Here is a 19,284-nt window from a genome sequence, read left to right on the forward strand (position 1 = left end):
TACTGACGCACGGCCGTGCGCTGCGGGCGTGCGGGTCGAGGTGGCCGCGCGGCGCGCATCTCGCCGGCGGGCGCGATCGGCAGGCGGACGCACGCGTCGGCGACACGCGCGGCGCCGTGCATCAGATCGTGAAAGCGGGTGAAGACGATGAACCGGATCGCGACGCCCTGAGTGACACGCGCGCACGATATCGCGAAGGTGAAGTTGAAGCGTCGGCTCGCGACGTGGCGGCGACCGGGCCCGCGACGCGGGCGATGTCTGTCAAGACGTGCATATCGATGTTCCGGCAGATGATGGGTGCATCAGGGTCGGGCGTGCATCGGACGCTTTGCGTGGCCGGACGGTTTGCGCCGCGGTTACGCGTGCCTAAGTGTAGTCGAGAAACGTGTGGCCGGTCGCGCGCGGCACCTGTGCGATCTGCCAGGTTCGCGCGCGAGTGAGATACTTGCCGAAGTGCCGCTGCGTCCCGTACCACGGACGCGCAGCGGCGAGATGCAACGGTGGCGCCGGCACCTGCGTGCCGGCTGCTGTCATCAACGAGGGTCTGATTTCATGGGGAACGAAATGCTTGAAACCGCGACGTTGGGAGGCGGGTGTTTCTGGTGCACGGAGGCCGTGTTTCTCGACGTCGACGGCGTGACGGCCGTCCAGTCGGGCTATGCGGGCGGCCATACGCGCAATCCCGGTTATCGCGACATCTGCGAAGGCGACACGGGCCACGCGGAAGTCGTCAACGTGACGTTCGATCCGGCGCGCATCGGCTATCGCGAGATTCTCGAGATCTTCTTCGCGACGCACGATCCGACCCAGTTGAACCGGCAGGGCAACGACGTCGGCACGCAGTACCGGTCGGTCGTGTTCACGCATTCCGATGCGCAGCGCGACACCGCGCTGGACGTGATCAGCGAGCTGGAGCGCGAGCAGGTGTTCGGGCAGCCGATCGTCACGCAGGTCGTGCCGCTCGACGGCAACTACTGGCCGGCCGAGGACTATCACCAGAACTATTACGCGCGTAACCCGGGGCAGGGCTACTGCTCGGTCGTGATCGGGCCGAAGCTCGCGAAATTCCGGCAGAAGTTCTCGCACCGGCTGAAGTCGCTGCGCGGCGCGTAAGCGCGCGACCGGCGGAAACCGGCGAACCCGACGTCAAGCCGCCTCGTTGCGCCACTGCGCGCACGCGGCGGCGATTTCGCGCGCGAGCGCGATGCACGACAGCGGCGCGGAGCCTTCCGCCTTGTTGTTGATCGTGATGATCACCGGCTGCCCGGCCAGCGCGTAGCGCGCGGCCAGTTCGGCGAGCGCCGAGCGCGTGGCCGGATCCTCGTCGACGAGCTTGTCGAACGGTTCGTACTTCGCTTTCGCCTGTTCGTACTTGAAGCCGCCGTGCAGGCTCCAGCGCACGATCAGCGGGCCCGGCGCGTCGCCGTCGAGCAGCGCGAGGGCGGCGGCCTGGCGCAGCGGGTCGGGCATCCGCGCGTGCAGGCCGACGCAGTAGCGCACGCCGAGCGCGGCGAGCGCGCGGATGAAGCGCGGCGTGAGCAGGCTCGCGTCGCGGATCTCGATCGCGTAGCGCGGGCCGTCGGCTTCCGGCGGCAGCGGCGGCAGCGCCGCGAAGAACGCGGCGAGCCGGTCGATCAGCGCGGCCGGTTCGGCGAGCAGATGATCGGGCAGCGGCGAGAACTGGAACACGAGCACGCCGGCCTTCCGGCCGAGCCCTTCGACGCAAGGCTGCACGAATTCCCGGGTGGCGAGTTGCGCGTCGAGGAAGGTCGGGTTCGGTCCCGACGGCTCGCCGCGCCGGCCGCGCACGACCGCGTCGGTCACGGCGGCCGGCGCCTTCACGACGAAACGGAAATCGTCGGGCACCTGCTGCGCGTAGCGCAGGTAGTCGGCCACCGACAGCGGGCCGTAGAACGACCGGTCGAGGCTCACGCTCTTCAATAGCGGATGTGCGCCGTATGCTTCGAGCCCTTCGCGCGACAGCTTCGTCTGCGCGAAATCGCCGTCGTAGACGATGCCGTTCCAGCCGGGGAAGTACCACGACGACGTGCCGAGCCGGACGTTAGGCGGCAGGCCGGCCGCTGCATCGGCGACGTCCGCTGCGATCGGCGCGGGCGGCACGCCGCGCTGGCGCCGGCCTTTTTTCGTCGGCGCGGCCGGTGGCGACGGTTCGTTCCACAGCAGGCCGGAGGCGGGCGGTGGTTCGTCGGAGTCGGAACGGCGGGAGGCTGCGCGGGCGGGTGGCGCCTGCCGCGCATCGTCATGCGGGTTCGACGTCACGCGTTCATCGGCGTTTGCAGCGGGCGGGTCGCCTGCGGGAGGCGACGCGCGTGCGGCGTCCGCCGGCACGCCGAACAGGTCGAATTGTCCGTCGGCGTGCGACTCGTCCGTGTCGTCGCGCTGCTGTCGTTCCGGCGGCGCCTTGCGCCGCGTCCTGCCGTCACCCATGCATGCCCAGCGTGAAGCGCCGCCTAGCGCGGCAGCGCGTGTTCGTACATATAGCGCCGCGACCACGGCAGCGTTTTCGCGCTGCGTCCGGCCTTGCGGCACACGATCTGGAAGATCGACACGTCGTCGTGTTCGAACGCATACGCGCAGCCGGCGAGATACACGCGCCAGATGCGGAATTTTTCGTCGTCGACGAGTTTTCGCGCTTCCTCGGCCTTCGCCTCGAAGTTTTCCGTCCAGATGTCGAGCGTGCGCGCATAGTGCCGCCGCAGGCTTTCGACGTCAACCGCTTCCAGCCCGCCGCGCTGCGCCGCTTCGAGCGCGAGGCTGATGTGCGGCAGCTCGCCGTCCGGGAACACGTAGCGGTCGATGAACTCGCCGCCGCCGAGCGCCGTTTCGCCGCTTTCCGCGTCGGTCGACGTGATGCCGTGGTTCATCGCGATGCCGTCGTCGGCGAGCAGTTCGCGCACCCGCGAGAAGTACAGCGGCAGGTTCTTGCGGCCGACGTGCTCGAACATCCCGACGCTCGTGATGCGGTCGAACTGGCCGTCGATTTCGCGGTAGTCCTGCAGGCGGATCTCGATCTTGTCTTCCAGTCCCGCGGCCTTCACGCGCGCGGTCGCGAGGTCGAACTGGTTCTGCGACAGCGTCACGCCGAGACACGTCGCGCCGAACTTCTGCGCGGCGCGCAGCACGAGCGCGCCCCAGCCGCAGCCGATGTCGAGCAGGCGCTGGCCCGGCTGCAACTGGATTTTCGTGAGGATGTGGTCGATCTTCTTGATCTGCGCGGTGGCGAGATCCTCGTCGCCGTTCTCGAAGTACGCGCACGAGTACACCATGTTCTCGTCGAGCCACAGCTTGTAGAACTCGTTCGAGACGTCGTAGTGGTACTGGATCGCCTTCTTGTCGGTGTTCTTCGTGTGATTGAAGTAGCGCTTCACGCGCGCGAGCTTGCTCGCGCTCGTCACCGTGTTGCGCGCGAGCGAGTAGCCGATGTTGATGATGTCCGACAGCTTGCCCTCGATGTCGATCTTGCCCTTCACGTACGCCTCGCCGAGATTGTCGAGGCTCGGTTCGAGCAACAGCGGCAACGCCGACGCGCTGTTCACCTTCAGCGTGACCTGCGGCGCGCTGAAGGTGCCGAAATCGAGTTGCTCGCCGTTCCACAGCACGAGGCGCGCCGGTATGTTCGCTTTCGCCCGTACTTCGTCCGCCCACTGTGCCAGCTTCTTTTCCCAGAACATTTGGATTCTCCGTTTGTTCGTTGAATCGAATACAGCCAAGTATCTTGACGGCGCCCGCCGCTTGCGGCGCGGGCGCCCGGATGCAATACGAGACACGACCGGCGTGCGCCTGCGCCGCGCTTACGGCGACAGGCGCGAAATCGTCCAGCCCGGCGACGTGTCGGCGTCGCGCGTATAGAGCAGACGGTCGTGCAGCCGCGACGGGCGCCCCTGCCAGAACTCGATCGCGTCGGGCACGAGGCGGTAGCCGCCCCAGTGCGGCGGGCGCGGCGGGGCGTCGCCGTAGCGTTCGCTGACGGCCTTCTCGCGCGCTTCGAGCGTCGCGCGGCTGTCGATCACCGCGCTCTGGTCGGACGCCCATGCGCCGATGCGCGAACCGAGCGGGCGCGACGCGAAATAGCGGTCGCTTTCTTCGGCGCTGGTTTTCTCGATCCGGCCTTCGATGCGCACCTGGCGCTCGAGCTCGATCCAGTAGAACAGCAGCGCCGCTTGCGGATGCGCGGCGAGGTCGTGCCCCTTGCGGCTTTCGTAATTGGTGAAAAAGACGAACCCGCGTTCGTCGACGCCCTTGATGAGCACGATCCGGGCCGACGGCCGGCCGTCGGCGCCGACGGTCGCGAGCGTCATCGTGTTCGGCTCGGGCAGTTTGGCGGCGAGCGCCTCCTTGAACCAGCGGTCGAACTGGACGAAGGGGTCGGGGGCGGCATCGGCTTCGTCGAGCGAAGCACGCGAATAGTTGATGCGGAGATCGGCGAGAGTCGTCATGTTATGCAAACGCTTCAATCTGGGGCCAGTATAGCGAACGCGCAAGAATCGTGCGTGCACAGTGGGACGTGGGAGCGGGGAGTTCAGGCAAAATAGAGGGCTGCTCGACTTACGTTTTCCTTGCTGCCATGTCCGCTGCCGACACTGCCCCGCCCAGTTCTTCTGATCTTACCCCGACCCCGACAATCCAGCTTGACGTGGATCGCGAACGGCGTTTCGGCGGCGTCGCGCGGCTGTATGGCGCGCCGGCGGCCGCCGCTTTCGAGCGTGCGCACGTCGCGGTGATCGGGATCGGCGGCGTCGGGTCGTGGACGGCCGAGGCGCTCGCGCGCAGCGCGGTCGGCACGCTGACGCTGATCGATCTCGACAACGTCGCGGAAAGCAATACGAACCGGCAGATCCATGCGCTCGACGGCAATTACGGCAAGCCGAAGGTCGACGCGATGGCCGAGCGGATCGCGCTGATCGATCCCGCGTGCCGCGTGAACCGGATCGAGGATTTCGCGGAACCCGACAACTTCGACGCGCTGCTCGGCGGCGGCTTCGACTACGTGATCGATGCGATCGACAGCGTGCGCACGAAGGTCGCGCTGATCGCGTGGTGCGTCGCGAAGCGGCAGCCGCTCGTCACGGTCGGCGGCGCGGGCGGGCAGCTCGACCCGACACGCATCCGGATCGACGATCTCGCGCTGACGATCCAGGATCCATTGCTGTCGAAGGTGCGCGCGCAGTTGCGCAAGCAGCACGGCTTTCCGCGCGGGCCGAAGGCGCGCTTCAAGGTCAGCGCCGTGTATTCGGACGAGCCGCTGATCTACCCGGAAGCGGCTGCATGCGACATCGAGGACGGCGCGGAGCCGTCCACGGCCGCGCACGTCGCGGGGCTCAACTGTGCGGGATTCGGTTCGAGCGTGTGCGTGACCGCGAGCTTCGGCTTCGCGGCCGCCGCGCATGCGCTGCGCGCGATCGCGGCGCAGGCCGCGGGCTGAGCTGCTGAGCGGCGACGCGCGGGCGTTGCTTCATGCTGCGGCGCGGGACACGCGCTGCCGGCGATACGGTGCCCCAGCCGGGCCATTGCGGCCCGGCCGGTCGTTCGTCAGTTGAGCGCCATGCTCAGCTTGCGCCGCCATCCGGCGACGATATCGGGGCGGTCGCCCGCCAGCTCGAACACCGAAATCATCGTCTTGCGGCCGAGATCGTCGCCGTACGCGCGGTCGCGCAGCACGATTTCCAGCAACTGCTCCAGCGCGCCTTCATACTCGCGCCGCGCGATCAGGCTCTGCGCGAGGTCGAAGCGCGCGTCGAGATCGCCGGGGTTCGCCGCAATGCGCGCTTCGAGCGCGTCGGTCGGCGGCAGGTCGGCCGTTGCGTCGAGCGCGTCGAAACGGGTCTTGATCGCCTGGTAGCGCGGATCGCCGTCCTGCACGATCTGCGGCGACAGGCGTTCGGCCTCGGCGCGCGCGACTTCGACCTGGTTGTTCGCGAGCAGCAGTTCGATCAGGTCGAGGCGCGCGTCGTCGAAACCGGGGTTCAGCGCGAGCGCCGCTTCGAGGTGCGTGAGCGCGTCGTCGTAGCGCGATTCTGCCATCGCGTACTGCGCGGCGCGGCGTTCGGCTTCCTCGGGCGCCGGCAGCAGCCGGTCGAGGAACGCGCGCAACTGGCCTTCGGGCAGCACGCCGACGAACTGGTCGACCGGGCGCCCGTCCGCGAACGCGATCACGTGCGGGATGCTGCGCGTCTGGAAGTGCGCGGCGAGTTCCTGGTTCTCGTCGACGTTGACCTTCACGAGCTTCCAGCGGCCGTCGTAATCGGCTTCGAGTTTTTCGAGCAGCGGGCCGAGCGTCTTGCAGGGGCCGCACCAGGGCGCCCAGAAGTCGACCAGCACGGGCGTGTCCAGCGACGCCTCGATGACGTCTTTCTCGAATGTGGCAAGCGTGGTGTCCATGTCGTTCTCTTCCGTTCGAATATCGTCAGGATGGGGGCGGCGCGCCCGTTTTTCAACGCGGCTTCGACTCGGGCAGCGGAATCCACTCGGTCTCGCCCGGCACCTTGCCCATTTCCTGGCGCGTCCAGGCTTCCTTCGCGCGCGCGATCGCGTCGCGGCTGCTGGCGACGAAATTCCATTCGATGAAGCGCTCGCCGTCGATCCTGTCGCCGCCGAGCAGCATCGCGCGCGCGCCGCCGGCGCTCGTCAGCGTGACCGCCGCGCCCGGCGCGAGCACGGCCATCTGCTCGGCCGGAACCGGCGTGCCGTCGATCGCGAGATCGCCGTCGACCACGTAGACCGCGCGCTCCTCGTGCGACGCGTCGAGTTCGATGCGGCCGCCGGCCGCGAATTCGGCCGCGACGTACAGCGTGCGCGAGAACGTCGTGACCGGCGAGCGCAGCCCGAACGCATCGCCGGCGATCACCGTCAGCGACACGCCGTCTTCGTCGCGCTTCGGCAGCGTGTCGGCCGCATGGTGCTCGAACGACGGTTCGGTGGTTTCGTGCGCGCGCGGCAGCGCGACCCAGGTCTGGATCCCGTGCACCGTGTGGCCGTTTGCGCGCTGCGCATCGGGCGTGCGTTCGGAGTGGACGATCCCGCGGCCGGCCGTCATCCAGTTCACGTCGCCCGGCACGATTTCCTGCCGCGAGCCGAGGCTGTCGCGGTGCAGGATCGCGCCGTCGAACAGGTAGGTGACGGTCGCGAGCCCGATATGCGGATGCGGCCGCACGTCGAGCCCTGTGCCGGCCGGCAGCGTGGCGGGCCCCATGTGATCGAAGAAGATGAACGGGCCGACGAGGCGCGCGGCGAGCGCGGGCAGCGTGCGGCGCACCTGCAGATTGCCGATGTCGCGCACGTGCGGCTTCAGCAGGGCTTTGATCGAGTCGGTCATGGCGGGTCCGGTGATGCGATGGGGATGCAGGTCATTGTAATAGCCGCCCGCCGACGATTCCATGCGCGCCGCGCGGGTATCGGGCCGGGCGGCGAAACCCGGTAGACTGACGCGCTTCTCAAGAAAACGCCGGGCCGCCCCAAGTTTTCCTGACCCCCTCAGGGGGCCTGGCGCGAAGCGACAGGGTTTGGGTACTTTGCACAACGATTCGACAATCGAGGAGACGCCGATGATGGCCCCGAAGGACTTGCTGCTCGCGCTGGTCGTGATCCTGGCGTGGGGCGTGAACTTCGTCGTGATCAAGGTCGGCCTGCACGGGATGCCGCCGATGCTGCTCGGTGCGCTGCGCTTCACGCTCGCGGCCGTGCCCGCGGTGTTCTTCGTGCGCCGGCCGCAGATTCCGTGGCGCCTGCTGCTGCTGTACGGCGCGACGATCCAGCTCGGCCAGTTCGTGTTCCTGTTCACCGGCATGTACGTCGGCATGCCGGCCGGCCTCGCGTCGCTCGTGCTGCAGTCGCAGGCGTTCTTCACGCTGGTGTTCGCGATGCTGTTCCTCGGTGAGCGGCTGCGTGTGCAGAACCTGGTCGGGCTCGCGATCGCCGCGGGCGGGCTCGTCGTGATCGCGGCGCAGGGCGGCCGCGCGATGACGCTCGCGGGTTTCCTGCTGACGATCTGTTCGGCCGCGATGTGGGCGTTCGGCAACATCGTCACGAAGAAGGTCGGGAAAGCGAACCTCGTGTCGCTCGTCGTGTGGGCGAGCCTCGTGCCGCCCGTGCCGTTCTTCCTGCTGTCGCTATGGTTCGAGGGGCCGCAGCGGATCGCGACCGCGCTCGCCGGGCTCGACGGTGCGTCGATCTTCGCGGTCGTCTATCTCGCGTTCGTCGCGACGCTGCTCGGCTACGGACTGTGGAGCCGCCTGATGTCGCGCTACCCGGCCGCGCAGGTCGCGCAATTTTCGCTGCTGGTGCCGATCGTCGGGCTCGCGTCGTCGGCGCTGCTGCTCGACGAGCACCTGACGCGCGCGCAACTGATCGGCGCGGCGCTCGTGATGGGCGGGCTCGCGGTGAACGTGTTCGGCGGGAAACTGATGCGCCGCTTTGCGGCGTCGTGACGCGCCGGCACGCGCTGCGTGCCGGCGGCGGGGCGGGGTGGCCGGGTACGGCCGTCAGGCCATCCGGTTCTTCGCGAGCGGCGGATTCGCGGCGAAATAACGCTTGATGCCGCGGAAGATCGCGTCGGCCATCTCGTCGCGATAGCTGTCGTCGTTGAGCCTGCGCTCTTCGTCCGGGTTGCTGATGAACGCGGTCTCGACGAGGATCGACGGAATGTCGGGCGCCTTCAGCACCGCGAACCCGGCCTGCTCGACCGAGCCCTTGTGCAGCTTGTTGATGCCGCCGACTTCCTTCAGCACGTAGTTGCCGTAGCGCATCGAATCGCGGATCTGAGCGGTCGTCGACATGTCGAACAGCGCGCGGCTCACGGCCGCGTCCTGCGTCTTGATGTTGATGCCGCCGATCAGGTCCGACGAATTCTCCTTGTTCGCGAGCCAGCGCGCCGCGGCGCTCGACGCGCCGTGATCGGATAGCGCGAACACCGACGAGCCGCGCGCGGACGGCGTCGTGAACGCGTCCGCGTGGATCGACACGAAGAGATCGGCGCCGACGCGGCGCGCCTTCTGCACGCGCACGTTCAGCGGCACGAAGAAGTCGGCGTCGCGCGTCATCATCGCGCGCATGTTCGGCGCGCCGTCGATCTTCGCGCGCAGCTTCTTCGCGATGTCGAGCGCGATGTGCTTCTCGTACGTGCCGCCGCCGCCGATCGCGCCCGGATCCTCGCCGCCGTGGCCCGGATCGATCGCGACCGTCAGCAGGCGCACGGTGCCGCCCTTGCCGGATTTCGGTGCGGTGAACTTGTAGGTGTCGCCGTCGTCGTCGCTGTCGTCGCGGCGCGCGATGACGGGCGGCGGCTTGACGGCCGGCTTCGCGGGCTTCGCGGGCGTCGCGGGCGTGCCGGCAGCCGGCGGCGTGTGCGGTGTGCCCGGCGTGTTCTGCGCGAAGCGCTGGAAGAACGCGTCGCTGTTGTCGTTGCCCGCGACGGGCGGCGTGGCCGGCCCGTTCAGCGCGCTCGGCGGCTGCATCTGCTGCGCGCGCGCCGTGTCGTTGAGCGCCTGTTCCTTGCGTTCCGTCTGCGCGATCAGGTCGGTCAGCGGATCGGGCGCGACGGCCGGATACAGGTCGAACACGAGCCGGTACTTGTAGGTGCCGACCGGCGGCAGCGTGAACACCTGCGGCTTCACCGAGCCTTTCAGGTCGAACACCATCCGCACGACGTGCGGCTGATACTGGCCGACGCGCACCGACTGGATCTGCGGATCGTTCGGCGCGATCTTCGACACGAGGTCGCGCAGCGCCTGGTCGAGATCGAGGCCGTTCAGGTCGACGACGAGACGGTCGGGACCCTGCAGCAGTTGTTGGCTATTCTGCAGCGGCTGGTCGGATTCGATCGTGACGCGCGTGTAATCGCGCGCGGGCCACACGCGCACGCCGAGCACCGATGACGCGTGCGCGAGCCGCGGCGCGACGAGGCCGAGCACCAGCGTCGACGCGCCCGCGCGCAGGATCTGGCGGCGCCGCCAGTTATGCGTCGCGGTGGCCGCCGATTCGATCGAGCGGAACGGTTTGATCAACATCTTTCGAGACATGCCTTTCCTGAAGCGCTGTACGCCCGGACGGTGAGGGCGCGGCCGTCGCCATCCACGTCGAGCGAGAAAACCAGGTCGGGCACGCCGAGCAGCACGCCCGCCTGTTGCGGCCATTCGACGAGGCAGATCGCGCTGGAATTGAAATATTCGCGAAAGCCTGCGTCGGACCATTCGGCCGGATCGTTGAATCGATACAGATCGAAGTGATAGACCTCAAGTTCCCCATCGCTGCGTTCGAGCGCGTACGGCTCGACGAGCGTATAGGTCGGGCTGCGCACGCGGCCCTGGTGGCCGAGGCCGCGCAGGATCGCGCGCACGAGGGTCGTCTTGCCCGCGCCGAGATCGCCGACCAGCTGGATCTGCAGCCCGTCGAACGCATGCGCGCGGGCGAGATCGAGGCGCGCCGCGTCGAGCGCATGCGCGAAGCGGGTGCCGAAGGCCTCGGTCGCCGCTTCGTCGGCGAGCGCGATCACGCGCTCCGCGAGCGGGGCGGGCAGCGTGGCGGCATGAGGCGTATGGGACGTGGCTGGCATTCTCGTAAAATAGTGCGATGAACCGATTACCGGAACTCGCCGCATCCGACAGGCCTTCGACTCATGCCGAAGGCGCGGCGCCGTGCGCGCTCGACGATGCGGCCTTGACTGCGCTCGCCGCGCGCATCAGGGCGTGGGGGCGCGAATTGGGTTTCGGGGCGATCGGCATCAGCGATACCGATCTCTCGGATGCCGAAGCAGGCCTCGCCGCCTGGCTGGAAGCCGGATACCACGGCGAAATGGATTATATGGCGAAACATGGGATGAAACGCGCGCGGCCGGCCGAACTTGTGGCCGGTACGCGACGCGTGATTTCCGTGCGACTCGCCTACCTGCCGGCCGAAACGCTCGCCCCTGGCGCGCCCGGCGATGTGCCCGGTGCGCTCGCGCCGCACGACTGGCGCGCACGCGAACGGGCGCGGCTCGACGATCCGCAGGCGGCCGTCGTGTCGATCTATGCGCGCGGCCGCGACTATCACAAGGTGCTGCGCAACCGGCTGCAGACGCTCGCGGAGCGCATCGAGCACGAGATCGGCGCGTTCGGCTACCGCGTGTTCACCGACTCGGCGCCCGTGCTCGAGGTCGAGCTCGCGCAGAAGGCCGGCGTCGGCTGGCGCGGCAAGCACACGCTGCTGCTGCAGCGCGATGCGGGTTCGCTGTTCTTCCTCGGCGAGATCTACGTCGATATTCCGCTGCCGACCGACGCGCACACGTCGCCCGATACCGCACCCGAGACCCCGGGCGCGCATTGCGGCAGTTGCACGCGCTGCATCGACGCGTGCCCGACCGGCGCGATCGTCGAGCCGTACCGCGTCGATGCGCGCCGCTGCATCTCGTACCTGACGATCGAGCTGAAAGGCAGCATTCCCGAGCCACTACGGCCGATGATCGGCAATCGCGTGTACGGCTGCGACGACTGCCAGCTCGTGTGCCCGTGGAACAAGTTCGCGCAGGCCGCGCCGGTGGCCGATTTCGACGTGCGGCACGGCCTCGACCGCGCGACGCTCGTCGAGCTGTTCGGGTGGGATGCGGAAGCGTTCGATACGCGGATGCAGGGCAGCGCGATCCGGCGCATCGGTTACGAAAGCTGGCTGCGCAATCTCGCGGTCGGGCTCGGCAATGCGCTGCGCGCGAGCGCCGACCGGCTTTCGCCGCAGGCGCGCGACGCGATCGTCGCCGCGTTGCGCGCGCGGGCCGACGATCCGTCGCCGGTCGTGCGCGAGCATGTCGAATGGGCGCTGCGCGCCGCGTGAAGGCGGCGTAAAGTGTCGTCGGCGCGCGGCGGTGCCGCGCCATCCATCGCTCAGGAGAGGGCAATGTTCAATGCAGTCATCGACGCGCCGTTCGGCAAGGTCGGCATCCGCACGGACGCCGCGGTGGTGCGCGAGATCGTCTATCTGCCCGAATCGGTGAAGTCGGTCGAGCCGGATTCGCCGCTCGCGAAGCGCGCGGTCAAGCAGATCGAACGTTATTTCGAGCGTGCGTCGGCGCGCTTCGACCTGCCGCTCGCCGAAGTCGGCAGCGCGTTCCAGCACCGCGTGTGGGACGTGATCAGCGATATCCCGCCCGGCACGGTGCTGACCTACGGGCAGGTCGCGAAGCGGATCGGCAGCGCGCCGCGCGCGGTCGGCCAGGCGTGCGGCGCGAACTACTTCCCGCTCGTGATCCCGTGCCATCGCGTCGTCGCGGCAGGCGGCCTCGGCGGCTTCGCGAACCACGACGACAACGGTTATTACCAGAAAGTGAAGCGCTGGCTGCTGGCGCACGAAGGCGTGCCGTACTGATGAGCGAACCGCTGATTTCCCCCGAAGCCGACGACGATGCCGCCGCGGCATCGCCCGCGCTGCTTGCGAGCCGCGCGTCGATCGACGTGTTCTGCGATGCGCTGTGGCTCGAGCACGGGCTGTCGCGCAACACGCTCGACGCGTACCGGCGCGATCTGGTGCTGTTTTCCCGATGGCTGGCCGCGACGCACGACGCGCCGCTCGATTCGGCCGACGAGGCGATGGTGACGGGCTACATTGCCGCGCGCAGCGACGGCAAGGCGACGTCGTCGAACCGGCGGCTGTCGGTGTTCCGTCGCTATTACGGCTGGGCCGTGCGCGAGCATCGCGCGAGCGCGGACCCGACGCTGCGGATCACGTCCGCGAAACAGGCGGCCCGGTTCCCGTCGACATTGTCCGAGGCGCAGGTCGAGGCGCTGCTCGGTGCGCCCGACATCGACACGCCGCTTGGCCTGCGCGATCGCACGATGCTCGAGCTGATGTACGCGAGCGGGCTGCGCGTGAGCGAGCTCGTGACGCTGAAGACCGTCGAGGTCGGCCTCAACGAGGGCGTCGTGCGCGTGATGGGCAAGGGCTCGAAGGAGCGGCTCGTGCCGTTCGGCGAAGTCGCGCACGGCTGGATCGAGCGCTATCTGCGCAATGCGCGGCCGGCGCTGCTCGGCGCACGCGCGGCCGACGCGCTGTTCGTGACCGCGCGCGGCGACGGAATGACGCGCCAGCAGTTCTGGAACATCATCAAGCGCCACGCGCAGCAGGCCGACGTGCGCGCGCACCTGTCGCCGCACACGCTGCGGCATGCGTTCGCGACGCACCTGCTGAACCACGGCGCCGACCTGCGCGTCGTGCAGTTGCTGCTCGGCCACAGCGACATCTCGACCACGCAGATCTATACGCACGTCGCGCGCGAGCGGCTGAGGACGCTGCACGCGCAACACCATCCGCGCGGCTAGCGCACGGGGGCGCGCGATTCCGGCACGGCGCGTTCTTCGCTGCGCGCGCCTGCCGGCCGGCTGGCGTCAGGCCAGGTCGCGCAGCTTGTGCTTCAGCACCTTGCCGGTCGATGCGGCCGGTAACGCGTCGAGCACGCGGATGTGAGCAGGGCGTTTGTAAGGCGCCAATCGCTCCGCGCACCATGCATGCAACGCCGCTTCGTTGGCCGCCGCACCCGGCACCAGCTCGACGAATGCGAGCACTTCCTCGTTGCCTTCGACCGCGCGGCCGATGACGGCCGCCTGCACGACGTCCGGATGCGCGTTCAGCACCTGCTCGACTTCGACCGGATACACGTTGAAGCCGGACCGGATGATCAGTTCCTTGCTGCGGCCCGCGATCGTCACCGCGCCGTCCGCGTCCTGCCGCGCGAGATCGCCGGTGCTCAGCCAGCCGTCCGGCGACACGGCCGCGCGCGTGGCGTCCGCGTTGCGGTAGTAGCCGAGCATCACGTTCGGCCCGCGCACGCGGATCTCGCCGACTTCGCCTTGCGGCACGTCGGTGCCGTCCGGCGCGACGATCCGCATGTCGACGCCCGGAATCGGCACGCCGACCGAGCTGTCGGCGCGCGGCGCGTCGAGCGGCGTCTGCGTGATGGTCGGGCTGCTTTCGGTCATCCCGTAGCCGTTGTGCAGCGGCACGCCGTACACGCGCTCGACGCGCGCCTTCAGGTTCGCATCGAGCGGCGAGCCGCCCGAATACGCGAAGCGCAGGCGCGGCGCGTGCCACGCGTGGCCGTGCGTGTGCAGGTGTTCGAGCAGCTTCGCGTGCATCGCGGGCACACCCTGGAAGATCGTGACGCCTTCGTCGGCGAGCGCGATGCGCACGGCCTCCGGCGCAAAGCGCGGTGCGAGCCGCAGCGTCGCGCCTGCGTACAGGCTGCCGAGGCAGACCGACGCGAGCCCGTACACGTGCGACACGGGCAGCACCGTATAGACGACGTCGTCCGGCGACACGCGGCGCAGCGTGCTCGACGTCGCCGCGATGAACAGCAGGTTGCGGTGCGACAGCATCACGCCTTTCGGCGTGCCGGTCGTGCCGGTCGTGTAGATCAGCGCCGCGCATTGCGCGGCACCGTCGGCGGCCACCGGTTCGGCAGGCGCGCTCGCATCGACGCGATACGACCATGTGCCGATGTCGACCGGCAGCGCGCCGGCGGGTGTCGCGCCGAGCCGCGCCGCGTGGGCACGTGCGTCGGGCGACGCGTCCGTCGCGAACGCGATCAGCTTCGGACGCGCGTGCGCGGCGATCGCATCGAGTTCGCCGGCAGACAGCCGCGCGTTCGACACGAGCGCCCACGCATCGACGCGGGCGACCGCGAACAGCAGCACGATCTGCGCGACGCAGTTTTCCGCGACGATCATCACGCGGTCGCCGCCTTGCACGCCGAGGCTCGCGAGCCGTGCGGCCGCCGCATCGACGGCCTGCGACAAGTCGCCGTACGACAGGCGGCGCGCGTCCTCGATCAGCGCCGGATGCGCGGGCGCCCGCGTGGCCCAGCGCGCGGGCACGTCGGCGATGCGGTTAGGCAGCGCGGCGAGCAGCGCATCGACGTCGAGCGACTCGGAAGAGCGGATGGGCGAGGGCATGGCGTCTCCAGAAAAGGGGCGGGCGGCGGCGTGACGATGTTTGCGAACGATCGTGCCATGACGATGCACGCGCCACAATCGGCCAAACGGGCAATAGCGTTTCGCGATGTCTGCAATGATGATGGGCGGAATCGCCACGGCGACGCCGCGGGCCGCCCGGCGGAAAACGGGCCGCGAGTATACCGCCGGCGCGGGCGCGCCATCGCGCGCGCCGGTCGTTCGCCATTAGAATGCCGCCATGAGTAAATCCAGACACGTGTCCGAAACCCCTGCGACCCAGCTGTTGCGCCGCCACGGCGTCGCGTTCGGCGAGCATCCGTACGAATACGTCGAACACGGCGGCACCGGCGAATCGGCGCGCCAGCTCGGCGTCGACGAGCACAGCGTCGTGAAGACGCTCGTGATGGAAGACGAGCACGCGAAGCCGCTGATCGTGTTGATGCACGGCGACCGCACCGTGTCGACGAAGAACCTCGCGCGGCAGATCGGCGCGAAGCGCGTCGAGCCGTGCAAGCCCGAGGTCGCGAACCGCCATTCGGGTTATCTCGTCGGCGGCACGTCGCCGTTCGGTACGCGCAAGACGATGCCCGTCTACGTCGAGGCGACGATCCTCGAATTGCCGACGATCTACCTGAACGGCGGCCGTCGCGGCTACCTCGTCAGCCTCGCGCCGGCGGTGCTCACGTCGCTGCTCGGCGCGCAGCCCGTGCAGTGCGCGAGCGTCGACTGAGGGTTTCACCTTCGTGGCAGGCCGCGCTCGTTCGGTAGAATGGGCGCCGTTTCGGCTTGCCGCGCACCGAGCCGTCCCTTTACCGATACGTTGAAAGAAGAGTCCTCCGCATGCAGATCCTGCTCGCCGCCCTCGTTGCCTACCTGATCGGTTCGGTGTCGTTCGCCGTCGTCGTCAGCGCCGCGATGGGCCTGGCCGACCCGCGTTCATACGGGTCGAAGAATCCCGGCGCGACCAACGTGCTGCGCAGCGGCAACAAGAAAGCCGCGATCCTGACGCTCGTCGGCGACGCATTCAAGGGCTGGATTGCCGTCTGGCTCGCGCGGCGCTTCGGCCTGCCCGACGTCGCGGTCGCATGGGTCGCGATTGCCGTGTTCATCGGCCACCTGTATCCGGTGTTCTTCCGCTTCCAGGGCGGCAAGGGCGTCGCGACCGCGGCCGGCGTGCTGCTCGCCGTGCACCCGGTGCTCGGGCTCGCGACCGCGCTGACCTGGCTGATCGTCGCATTCTTCTTCCGCTATTCGTCGCTCGCGGCGCTGGTGGCGGCGGTGTTCGCGCCGGTGTTCGACGTATTCCTGTTCGGCACGAGCCACAACCCGGTCGCATGGGCCGTGCTCGCGATGAGCGTGCTGCTCGTGTGGCGTCACCGCGGCAACATTTCGAAGCTGCTCGCGGGGCAGGAGAGCCGGATCGGCGACAAGAAGAAGGCGGCCGCGGACGGCGGCGCGCAGGACGGCGGGAAAGCCTGACGACGCGGCGCTTTCCGCGCGCCGGGCGCGCCGCGTGTGCGGGGCCCGGCGGGATGACGGGACGGATCGGCCGGCGATCAGTCGCGGAAGTTGTTGAAGTCGAGCGGCGTGTCGGTCACGTCCTTGCGCAGCATCGCGATCACGCTCTGCAGGTCGTCGCGCTTCGTGCCCGCCACGCGCACCGCGTCGCCCTGGATGCTCGCCTGCACCTTGATCTTGCTGTCCTTCACGAGCCGCACGATCTTCTTCGCGAGATCGCCCGTCACGCCTTTCTTCACGGTGACGATCTGCTTGACCTTGTCGCCGCCGATCTTCTCGACCTTGCCGTAGTCGAGGAAGCGCACGTCGACGTTGCGCTTGGCCAGCTTGCCGATCAGCACGTCCTTGACCTGGCCGAGCTTGAAATCGTCGTCGGCGAACAGCGTCAGCTCGCGTTCCTTCTGCTCGACGCGCGCGTCGGAGCCCTTGAAGTCGAAGCGCGTCGAAATTTCCTTGTTCGACTGCTCGATGGCGTTCTTCACTTCGATCATGTTCGCTTCGGAAACGACGTCGAACGATGGCATGGCATTCTCCCTTGAGATGCGGGCACCCGGCTCGCGCGCGGGCACTCGCTATAATTGCGGACTGTTTGCCATTTTACCGATGCCCCTCCGTTTGCCCAAGACCGGCCTTCCGCCGGCCCGGGCCGACGTGACCGCGAATGCCGATGCCTCCTGACGATTCCGCCCTGTCGCTGCTTCCCGACCATCCGCTCGCCGCGCACAACACGTTCGGCATCGACGCGAACGCGCGCTTCGCCGCGCGCATCACGCACGCGTCGCAGTTCGAGGCGCTGCATCGCGACCCGCGCGTCGCGAACCTGCCGCAGCTCGTGCTCGGCGGCGGCAGCAATGTCGTGTTCACACGCGATTTCGACGGCGTCGTGCTGCTCGACGAAATCGCGGGCCGCCGCGTCGTGCGCGAGGACGACGACGCGTGGTACGTCGAGGCCGGCGGCGGCGAGAACTGGCACGACTTCGTCGCGTGGACGCTCGAGCACGGGATGCCGGGCCTCGAGAATCTCGCGCTGATCCCGGGCACGGTCGGCGCCGCGCCGATCCAGAACATCGGCGCGTACGGCCTCGAGATGAAGGTGTATTTCGATTCGCTGGTCGCCGTCGAGCTATCTACGGGGCGCAGCGAGCGCTTCGATGCCGCGCGCTGCGCGTTCGGCTATCGCGACAGCTTCTTCAAGCGGGAAGGGCGCGGCCGGTTCGCGATCGTGTCGGTGACGTTCCGGCTGCCCAGGCGATGGGCGCCGCGGCTCGGCTACGCGGACGTCACGCGCGAGCTCGACGCGCGCGGCATCGCGCCCGATGCGGCGACGCCGCGCGACGTGTTCGACGCGGTCGTCGCGATCCGCCGCGCGAAGCTGCCCGATCCGCTCGTTCTCGGCAACGCGGGCAGTTTCTTCAAGAATCCGGTGATCGACGCCGCGCAGTTCGCTGCGCTGTGCGCCCGCGCGCCCGATGTCGTGTCGTATCCGCAGCCGGACGGGCAGGTGAAGCTCGCGGCCGGCTGGCTGATCGACCGCTGCGGCTGGAAGGGGCGCGCGCTGGGCGCGGCGGCCGTGCACGACCGCCAGGCGCTCGTGCTCGTCAATCGCGGCGGCGCGACGGGCGCCGACGTGCTCGCGCTGGCACGGGCGATCCAGGCCGACGTGCGCGAGCAATTCGGCGTCGAGCTCGAGGCCGAGCCGGTCTGCCTGTAGCGCGGGTCCGCGCCGGTTTTCACGTACCCAAACAAAAAGCGCCGATCGTCGATCGGCGCTTTTTGCGTCTGCTGCCGGATTCCGCCGGCGCGTCAGTGCTTGAGGCGGCCGAGCAGCAGGAACTCCATCAGCGCCTTCTGCACGTGCAGGCGGTTTTCCGCCTCGTCCCACACGACGCTCTGCGGGCCGTCGATCACGCCGGCCGTCACTTCCTCGCCGCGGTGCGCGGGCAGGCAGTGCATGAACAGCGCGTCCGGGTTCGCGTGCCCCATCATTTCCTCGTCGACGCACCAGTCGGCGAACGCCTTCATCCGCGCTTCGTTCTCGGCTTCGAAACCCATGCTCGTCCATACGTCGGTCGTCACGAGATCGGCGCCCTTGCATGCTTCGTTCGGATCGTCGAACACCTCGTAGAACGGTGCGCTGTCGGGCGACACGAGCTTCATGTCGAGCGCATAGCCGGGCGGCGTCGACAGGCGCAGCTTGAAGCCGAGGATCTGCGCGGCTTCGATCCACGTGTAGAGCATGTTGTTCGCATCGCCGACCCATGCGACGGTCTTGCCGGCGATCGGGCCGCGGTGCTCGTAGTACGTGAAGATGTCGGCGAGCACCTGGCACGGGTGGTATTCGTTGGTCAGGCCGTTGATCACCGGCACGCGGGAGTTTTCCGCGAAGCGCTGGATGACCTCCTGCTCGAACGTGCGGATCATGATGATGTCGACCATCCGCGAGATGACCTGCGCGGAATCCTCGACGGGCTCGCCGCGGCCGAGCTGCGTGTCGCGCGTGCTCATGAAGACGGCGTGGCCGCCGAGCTGGAAGATCCCGGCCTCGAACGACAGGCGCGTGCGCGTCGAGCTCTTCTCGAAGATCATCGCGAGCGTGCGGTCGTGCAGCGGGTGATAGGTCTCGTAGTTCTTGAACTTGCGCTTCAGGATACCCGTGCGTTCGAGCACGTACTCGTAGTCTTCCAGCGAGAAATCCTTGAACTGCAGGTAGTGACGAATGGTTTTGGCGGTCATGAAGCGAAATACGGCGGGTTTCACCCGGCAGCGAGGCCGGACGGCGCCGCCGTCGGGTGTGGATAACTCAAAGCAGCATAAAGGATTTTCTGTGCTTTGACGA

The 19,284-nt window shown here is 68.4% G+C and carries 20 protein-coding genes; 9 read left to right on the forward strand and 11 right to left on the reverse strand.

Annotated elements, in window-relative coordinates; genetic code table 11:
* Positions 1-366: 366 nt before the first annotated feature.
* A complete protein-coding gene (locus KVT39_RS19405; protein ID WP_165948103.1) occupies positions 367-534 on the reverse strand; it encodes a hypothetical protein in 168 nt (55 codons plus the stop codon).
* An 18-nt stretch (positions 535-552) separates the two neighbouring features.
* Between KVT39_RS19405 and msrA the strand changes: the two genes are divergently transcribed.
* Entirely contained in the window at positions 553-1,113 is a 561-nt protein-coding gene (gene msrA, locus KVT39_RS19410; RefSeq protein WP_034178868.1) for a peptide-methionine (S)-S-oxide reductase MsrA, read from the forward strand.
* A gap of 33 nt (positions 1,114-1,146) precedes the next feature.
* Here the strand turns inward: msrA and KVT39_RS19415 are convergent, their stop codons facing one another.
* From KVT39_RS19415 to pdxH, 3 genes are all read right to left on the reverse strand, one after another.
* Complete coding sequence (locus KVT39_RS19415; RefSeq protein ID WP_217590009.1) at positions 1,147-2,448, reverse strand: DUF72 domain-containing protein; 1,302 nt, start codon at positions 2,446-2,448, stop codon at positions 1,147-1,149.
* Between the two features lie 23 nt (positions 2,449-2,471).
* Positions 2,472-3,692 (reverse strand): cyclopropane-fatty-acyl-phospholipid synthase family protein, encoded by a 1,221-nt coding sequence (locus KVT39_RS19420; RefSeq protein ID WP_105390061.1) that lies wholly within the window; start codon positions 3,690-3,692, stop codon positions 2,472-2,474.
* Between the two features lie 120 nt (positions 3,693-3,812).
* Complete coding sequence (gene pdxH / locus KVT39_RS19425) at positions 3,813-4,457, reverse strand: pyridoxamine 5'-phosphate oxidase (protein WP_034178865.1); 645 nt, start codon at positions 4,455-4,457, stop codon at positions 3,813-3,815.
* A 128-nt stretch (positions 4,458-4,585) separates the two neighbouring features.
* On the opposite strand from pdxH, the gene tcdA reads away from it, so the two are divergent.
* Positions 4,586-5,443, forward strand: coding sequence for a tRNA cyclic N6-threonylcarbamoyladenosine(37) synthase TcdA (gene tcdA / locus KVT39_RS19430; RefSeq protein ID WP_034178864.1), 858 nt, complete (start codon positions 4,586-4,588; stop codon positions 5,441-5,443).
* Positions 5,444-5,550: 107 nt separating this feature from the next.
* On the opposite strand, the gene trxA is transcribed toward tcdA, so the two are convergent.
* Together trxA and KVT39_RS19440 are read right to left on the reverse strand one after the other, a co-directional pair.
* Entirely contained in the window at positions 5,551-6,399 is an 849-nt protein-coding gene (gene trxA, locus KVT39_RS19435; protein ID WP_034178863.1) for a thioredoxin, read from the reverse strand.
* 52 nt (positions 6,400-6,451) lie between these two features.
* Entirely contained in the window at positions 6,452-7,333 is an 882-nt protein-coding gene (locus KVT39_RS19440) for a pirin family protein (RefSeq protein ID WP_217590010.1), read from the reverse strand.
* 232 nt (positions 7,334-7,565) lie between these two features.
* Between KVT39_RS19440 and KVT39_RS19445 the strand changes: the two genes are divergently transcribed.
* Entirely contained in the window at positions 7,566-8,444 is an 879-nt protein-coding gene (locus KVT39_RS19445; RefSeq protein WP_175749070.1) for an EamA family transporter, read from the forward strand.
* Positions 8,445-8,498: 54 nt separating this feature from the next.
* Here KVT39_RS19445 and KVT39_RS19450 read toward each other — a convergent pair whose 3' ends face one another.
* Positions 8,499-10,034, reverse strand: a complete 1,536-nt coding sequence (locus KVT39_RS19450) for an N-acetylmuramoyl-L-alanine amidase (protein ID WP_217590011.1) — start codon at positions 10,032-10,034, stop codon at positions 8,499-8,501.
* Positions 10,016-10,567, reverse strand: coding sequence for a tRNA (adenosine(37)-N6)-threonylcarbamoyltransferase complex ATPase subunit type 1 TsaE (gene tsaE / locus KVT39_RS19455; protein WP_034178860.1), 552 nt, complete (start codon positions 10,565-10,567; stop codon positions 10,016-10,018). Before tsaE ends, KVT39_RS19450 begins: the two co-directional genes overlap by 19 nt.
* A 17-nt stretch (positions 10,568-10,584) precedes the next feature.
* On the opposite strand from tsaE, the gene queG reads away from it, so the two are divergent.
* From queG to xerD, 3 genes are all read left to right on the forward strand, one after another.
* Complete coding sequence (gene queG, locus KVT39_RS19460; RefSeq protein WP_217590012.1) at positions 10,585-11,820, forward strand: tRNA epoxyqueuosine(34) reductase QueG; 1,236 nt, start codon at positions 10,585-10,587, stop codon at positions 11,818-11,820.
* A gap of 63 nt (positions 11,821-11,883) precedes the next feature.
* Complete coding sequence (locus tag KVT39_RS19465; protein WP_111016246.1) at positions 11,884-12,351, forward strand: methylated-DNA--[protein]-cysteine S-methyltransferase; 468 nt, start codon at positions 11,884-11,886, stop codon at positions 12,349-12,351.
* Complete coding sequence (xerD, locus tag KVT39_RS19470; protein ID WP_034178857.1) at positions 12,351-13,301, forward strand: site-specific tyrosine recombinase XerD; 951 nt, start codon at positions 12,351-12,353, stop codon at positions 13,299-13,301. The genes KVT39_RS19465 and xerD overlap by 1 nt, the downstream gene beginning before the upstream one ends.
* A gap of 66 nt (positions 13,302-13,367) precedes the next feature.
* On the opposite strand, the gene KVT39_RS19475 is transcribed toward xerD, so the two are convergent.
* On the reverse strand, positions 13,368-14,930 hold the full coding sequence (locus KVT39_RS19475) for a class I adenylate-forming enzyme family protein (RefSeq protein ID WP_217590013.1): 1,563 nt from the start codon (positions 14,928-14,930) through the stop codon (positions 13,368-13,370).
* A 238-nt stretch (positions 14,931-15,168) separates the two neighbouring features.
* On the opposite strand from KVT39_RS19475, the gene ybaK reads away from it, so the two are divergent.
* Together ybaK and plsY are read left to right on the forward strand one after the other, a co-directional pair.
* The gene (ybaK, locus tag KVT39_RS19480) at positions 15,169-15,660 is read left to right on the forward strand and encodes a Cys-tRNA(Pro) deacylase (protein WP_012329097.1); all 492 of its coding nucleotides are present in this window, start codon (positions 15,169-15,171) and stop codon (positions 15,658-15,660) included.
* 110 nt (positions 15,661-15,770) lie between these two features.
* On the forward strand, positions 15,771-16,409 hold the full coding sequence (gene plsY / locus KVT39_RS19485; RefSeq protein ID WP_034178855.1) for a glycerol-3-phosphate 1-O-acyltransferase PlsY: 639 nt from the start codon (positions 15,771-15,773) through the stop codon (positions 16,407-16,409).
* A gap of 77 nt (positions 16,410-16,486) precedes the next feature.
* Here plsY and KVT39_RS19490 read toward each other — a convergent pair whose 3' ends face one another.
* Positions 16,487-16,972 carry a YajQ family cyclic di-GMP-binding protein gene (locus KVT39_RS19490; protein WP_011885818.1) on the reverse strand — a complete coding sequence of 162 codons (486 nt, stop codon included), beginning with the start codon at positions 16,970-16,972 and terminating at the stop codon, positions 16,487-16,489.
* Between the two features lie 137 nt (positions 16,973-17,109).
* Between KVT39_RS19490 and murB the strand changes: the two genes are divergently transcribed.
* Positions 17,110-18,159 (forward strand): UDP-N-acetylmuramate dehydrogenase, encoded by a 1,050-nt coding sequence (gene murB / locus KVT39_RS19495; protein WP_217590014.1) that lies wholly within the window; start codon positions 17,110-17,112, stop codon positions 18,157-18,159.
* Between the two features lie 92 nt (positions 18,160-18,251).
* Here the strand turns inward: murB and argF are convergent, their stop codons facing one another.
* Entirely contained in the window at positions 18,252-19,181 is a 930-nt protein-coding gene (gene argF, locus KVT39_RS19500; RefSeq protein ID WP_034178853.1) for an ornithine carbamoyltransferase, read from the reverse strand.
* Between the last annotated feature and the right edge of the window lie 103 nt (positions 19,182-19,284).

The sequence above is a fragment of the Burkholderia sp. GbtcB21 genome, from assembly GCF_019091065.1.
GTDB classification, from domain to species: domain Bacteria; phylum Pseudomonadota; class Gammaproteobacteria; order Burkholderiales; family Burkholderiaceae; genus Burkholderia; species Burkholderia pyrrocinia_C.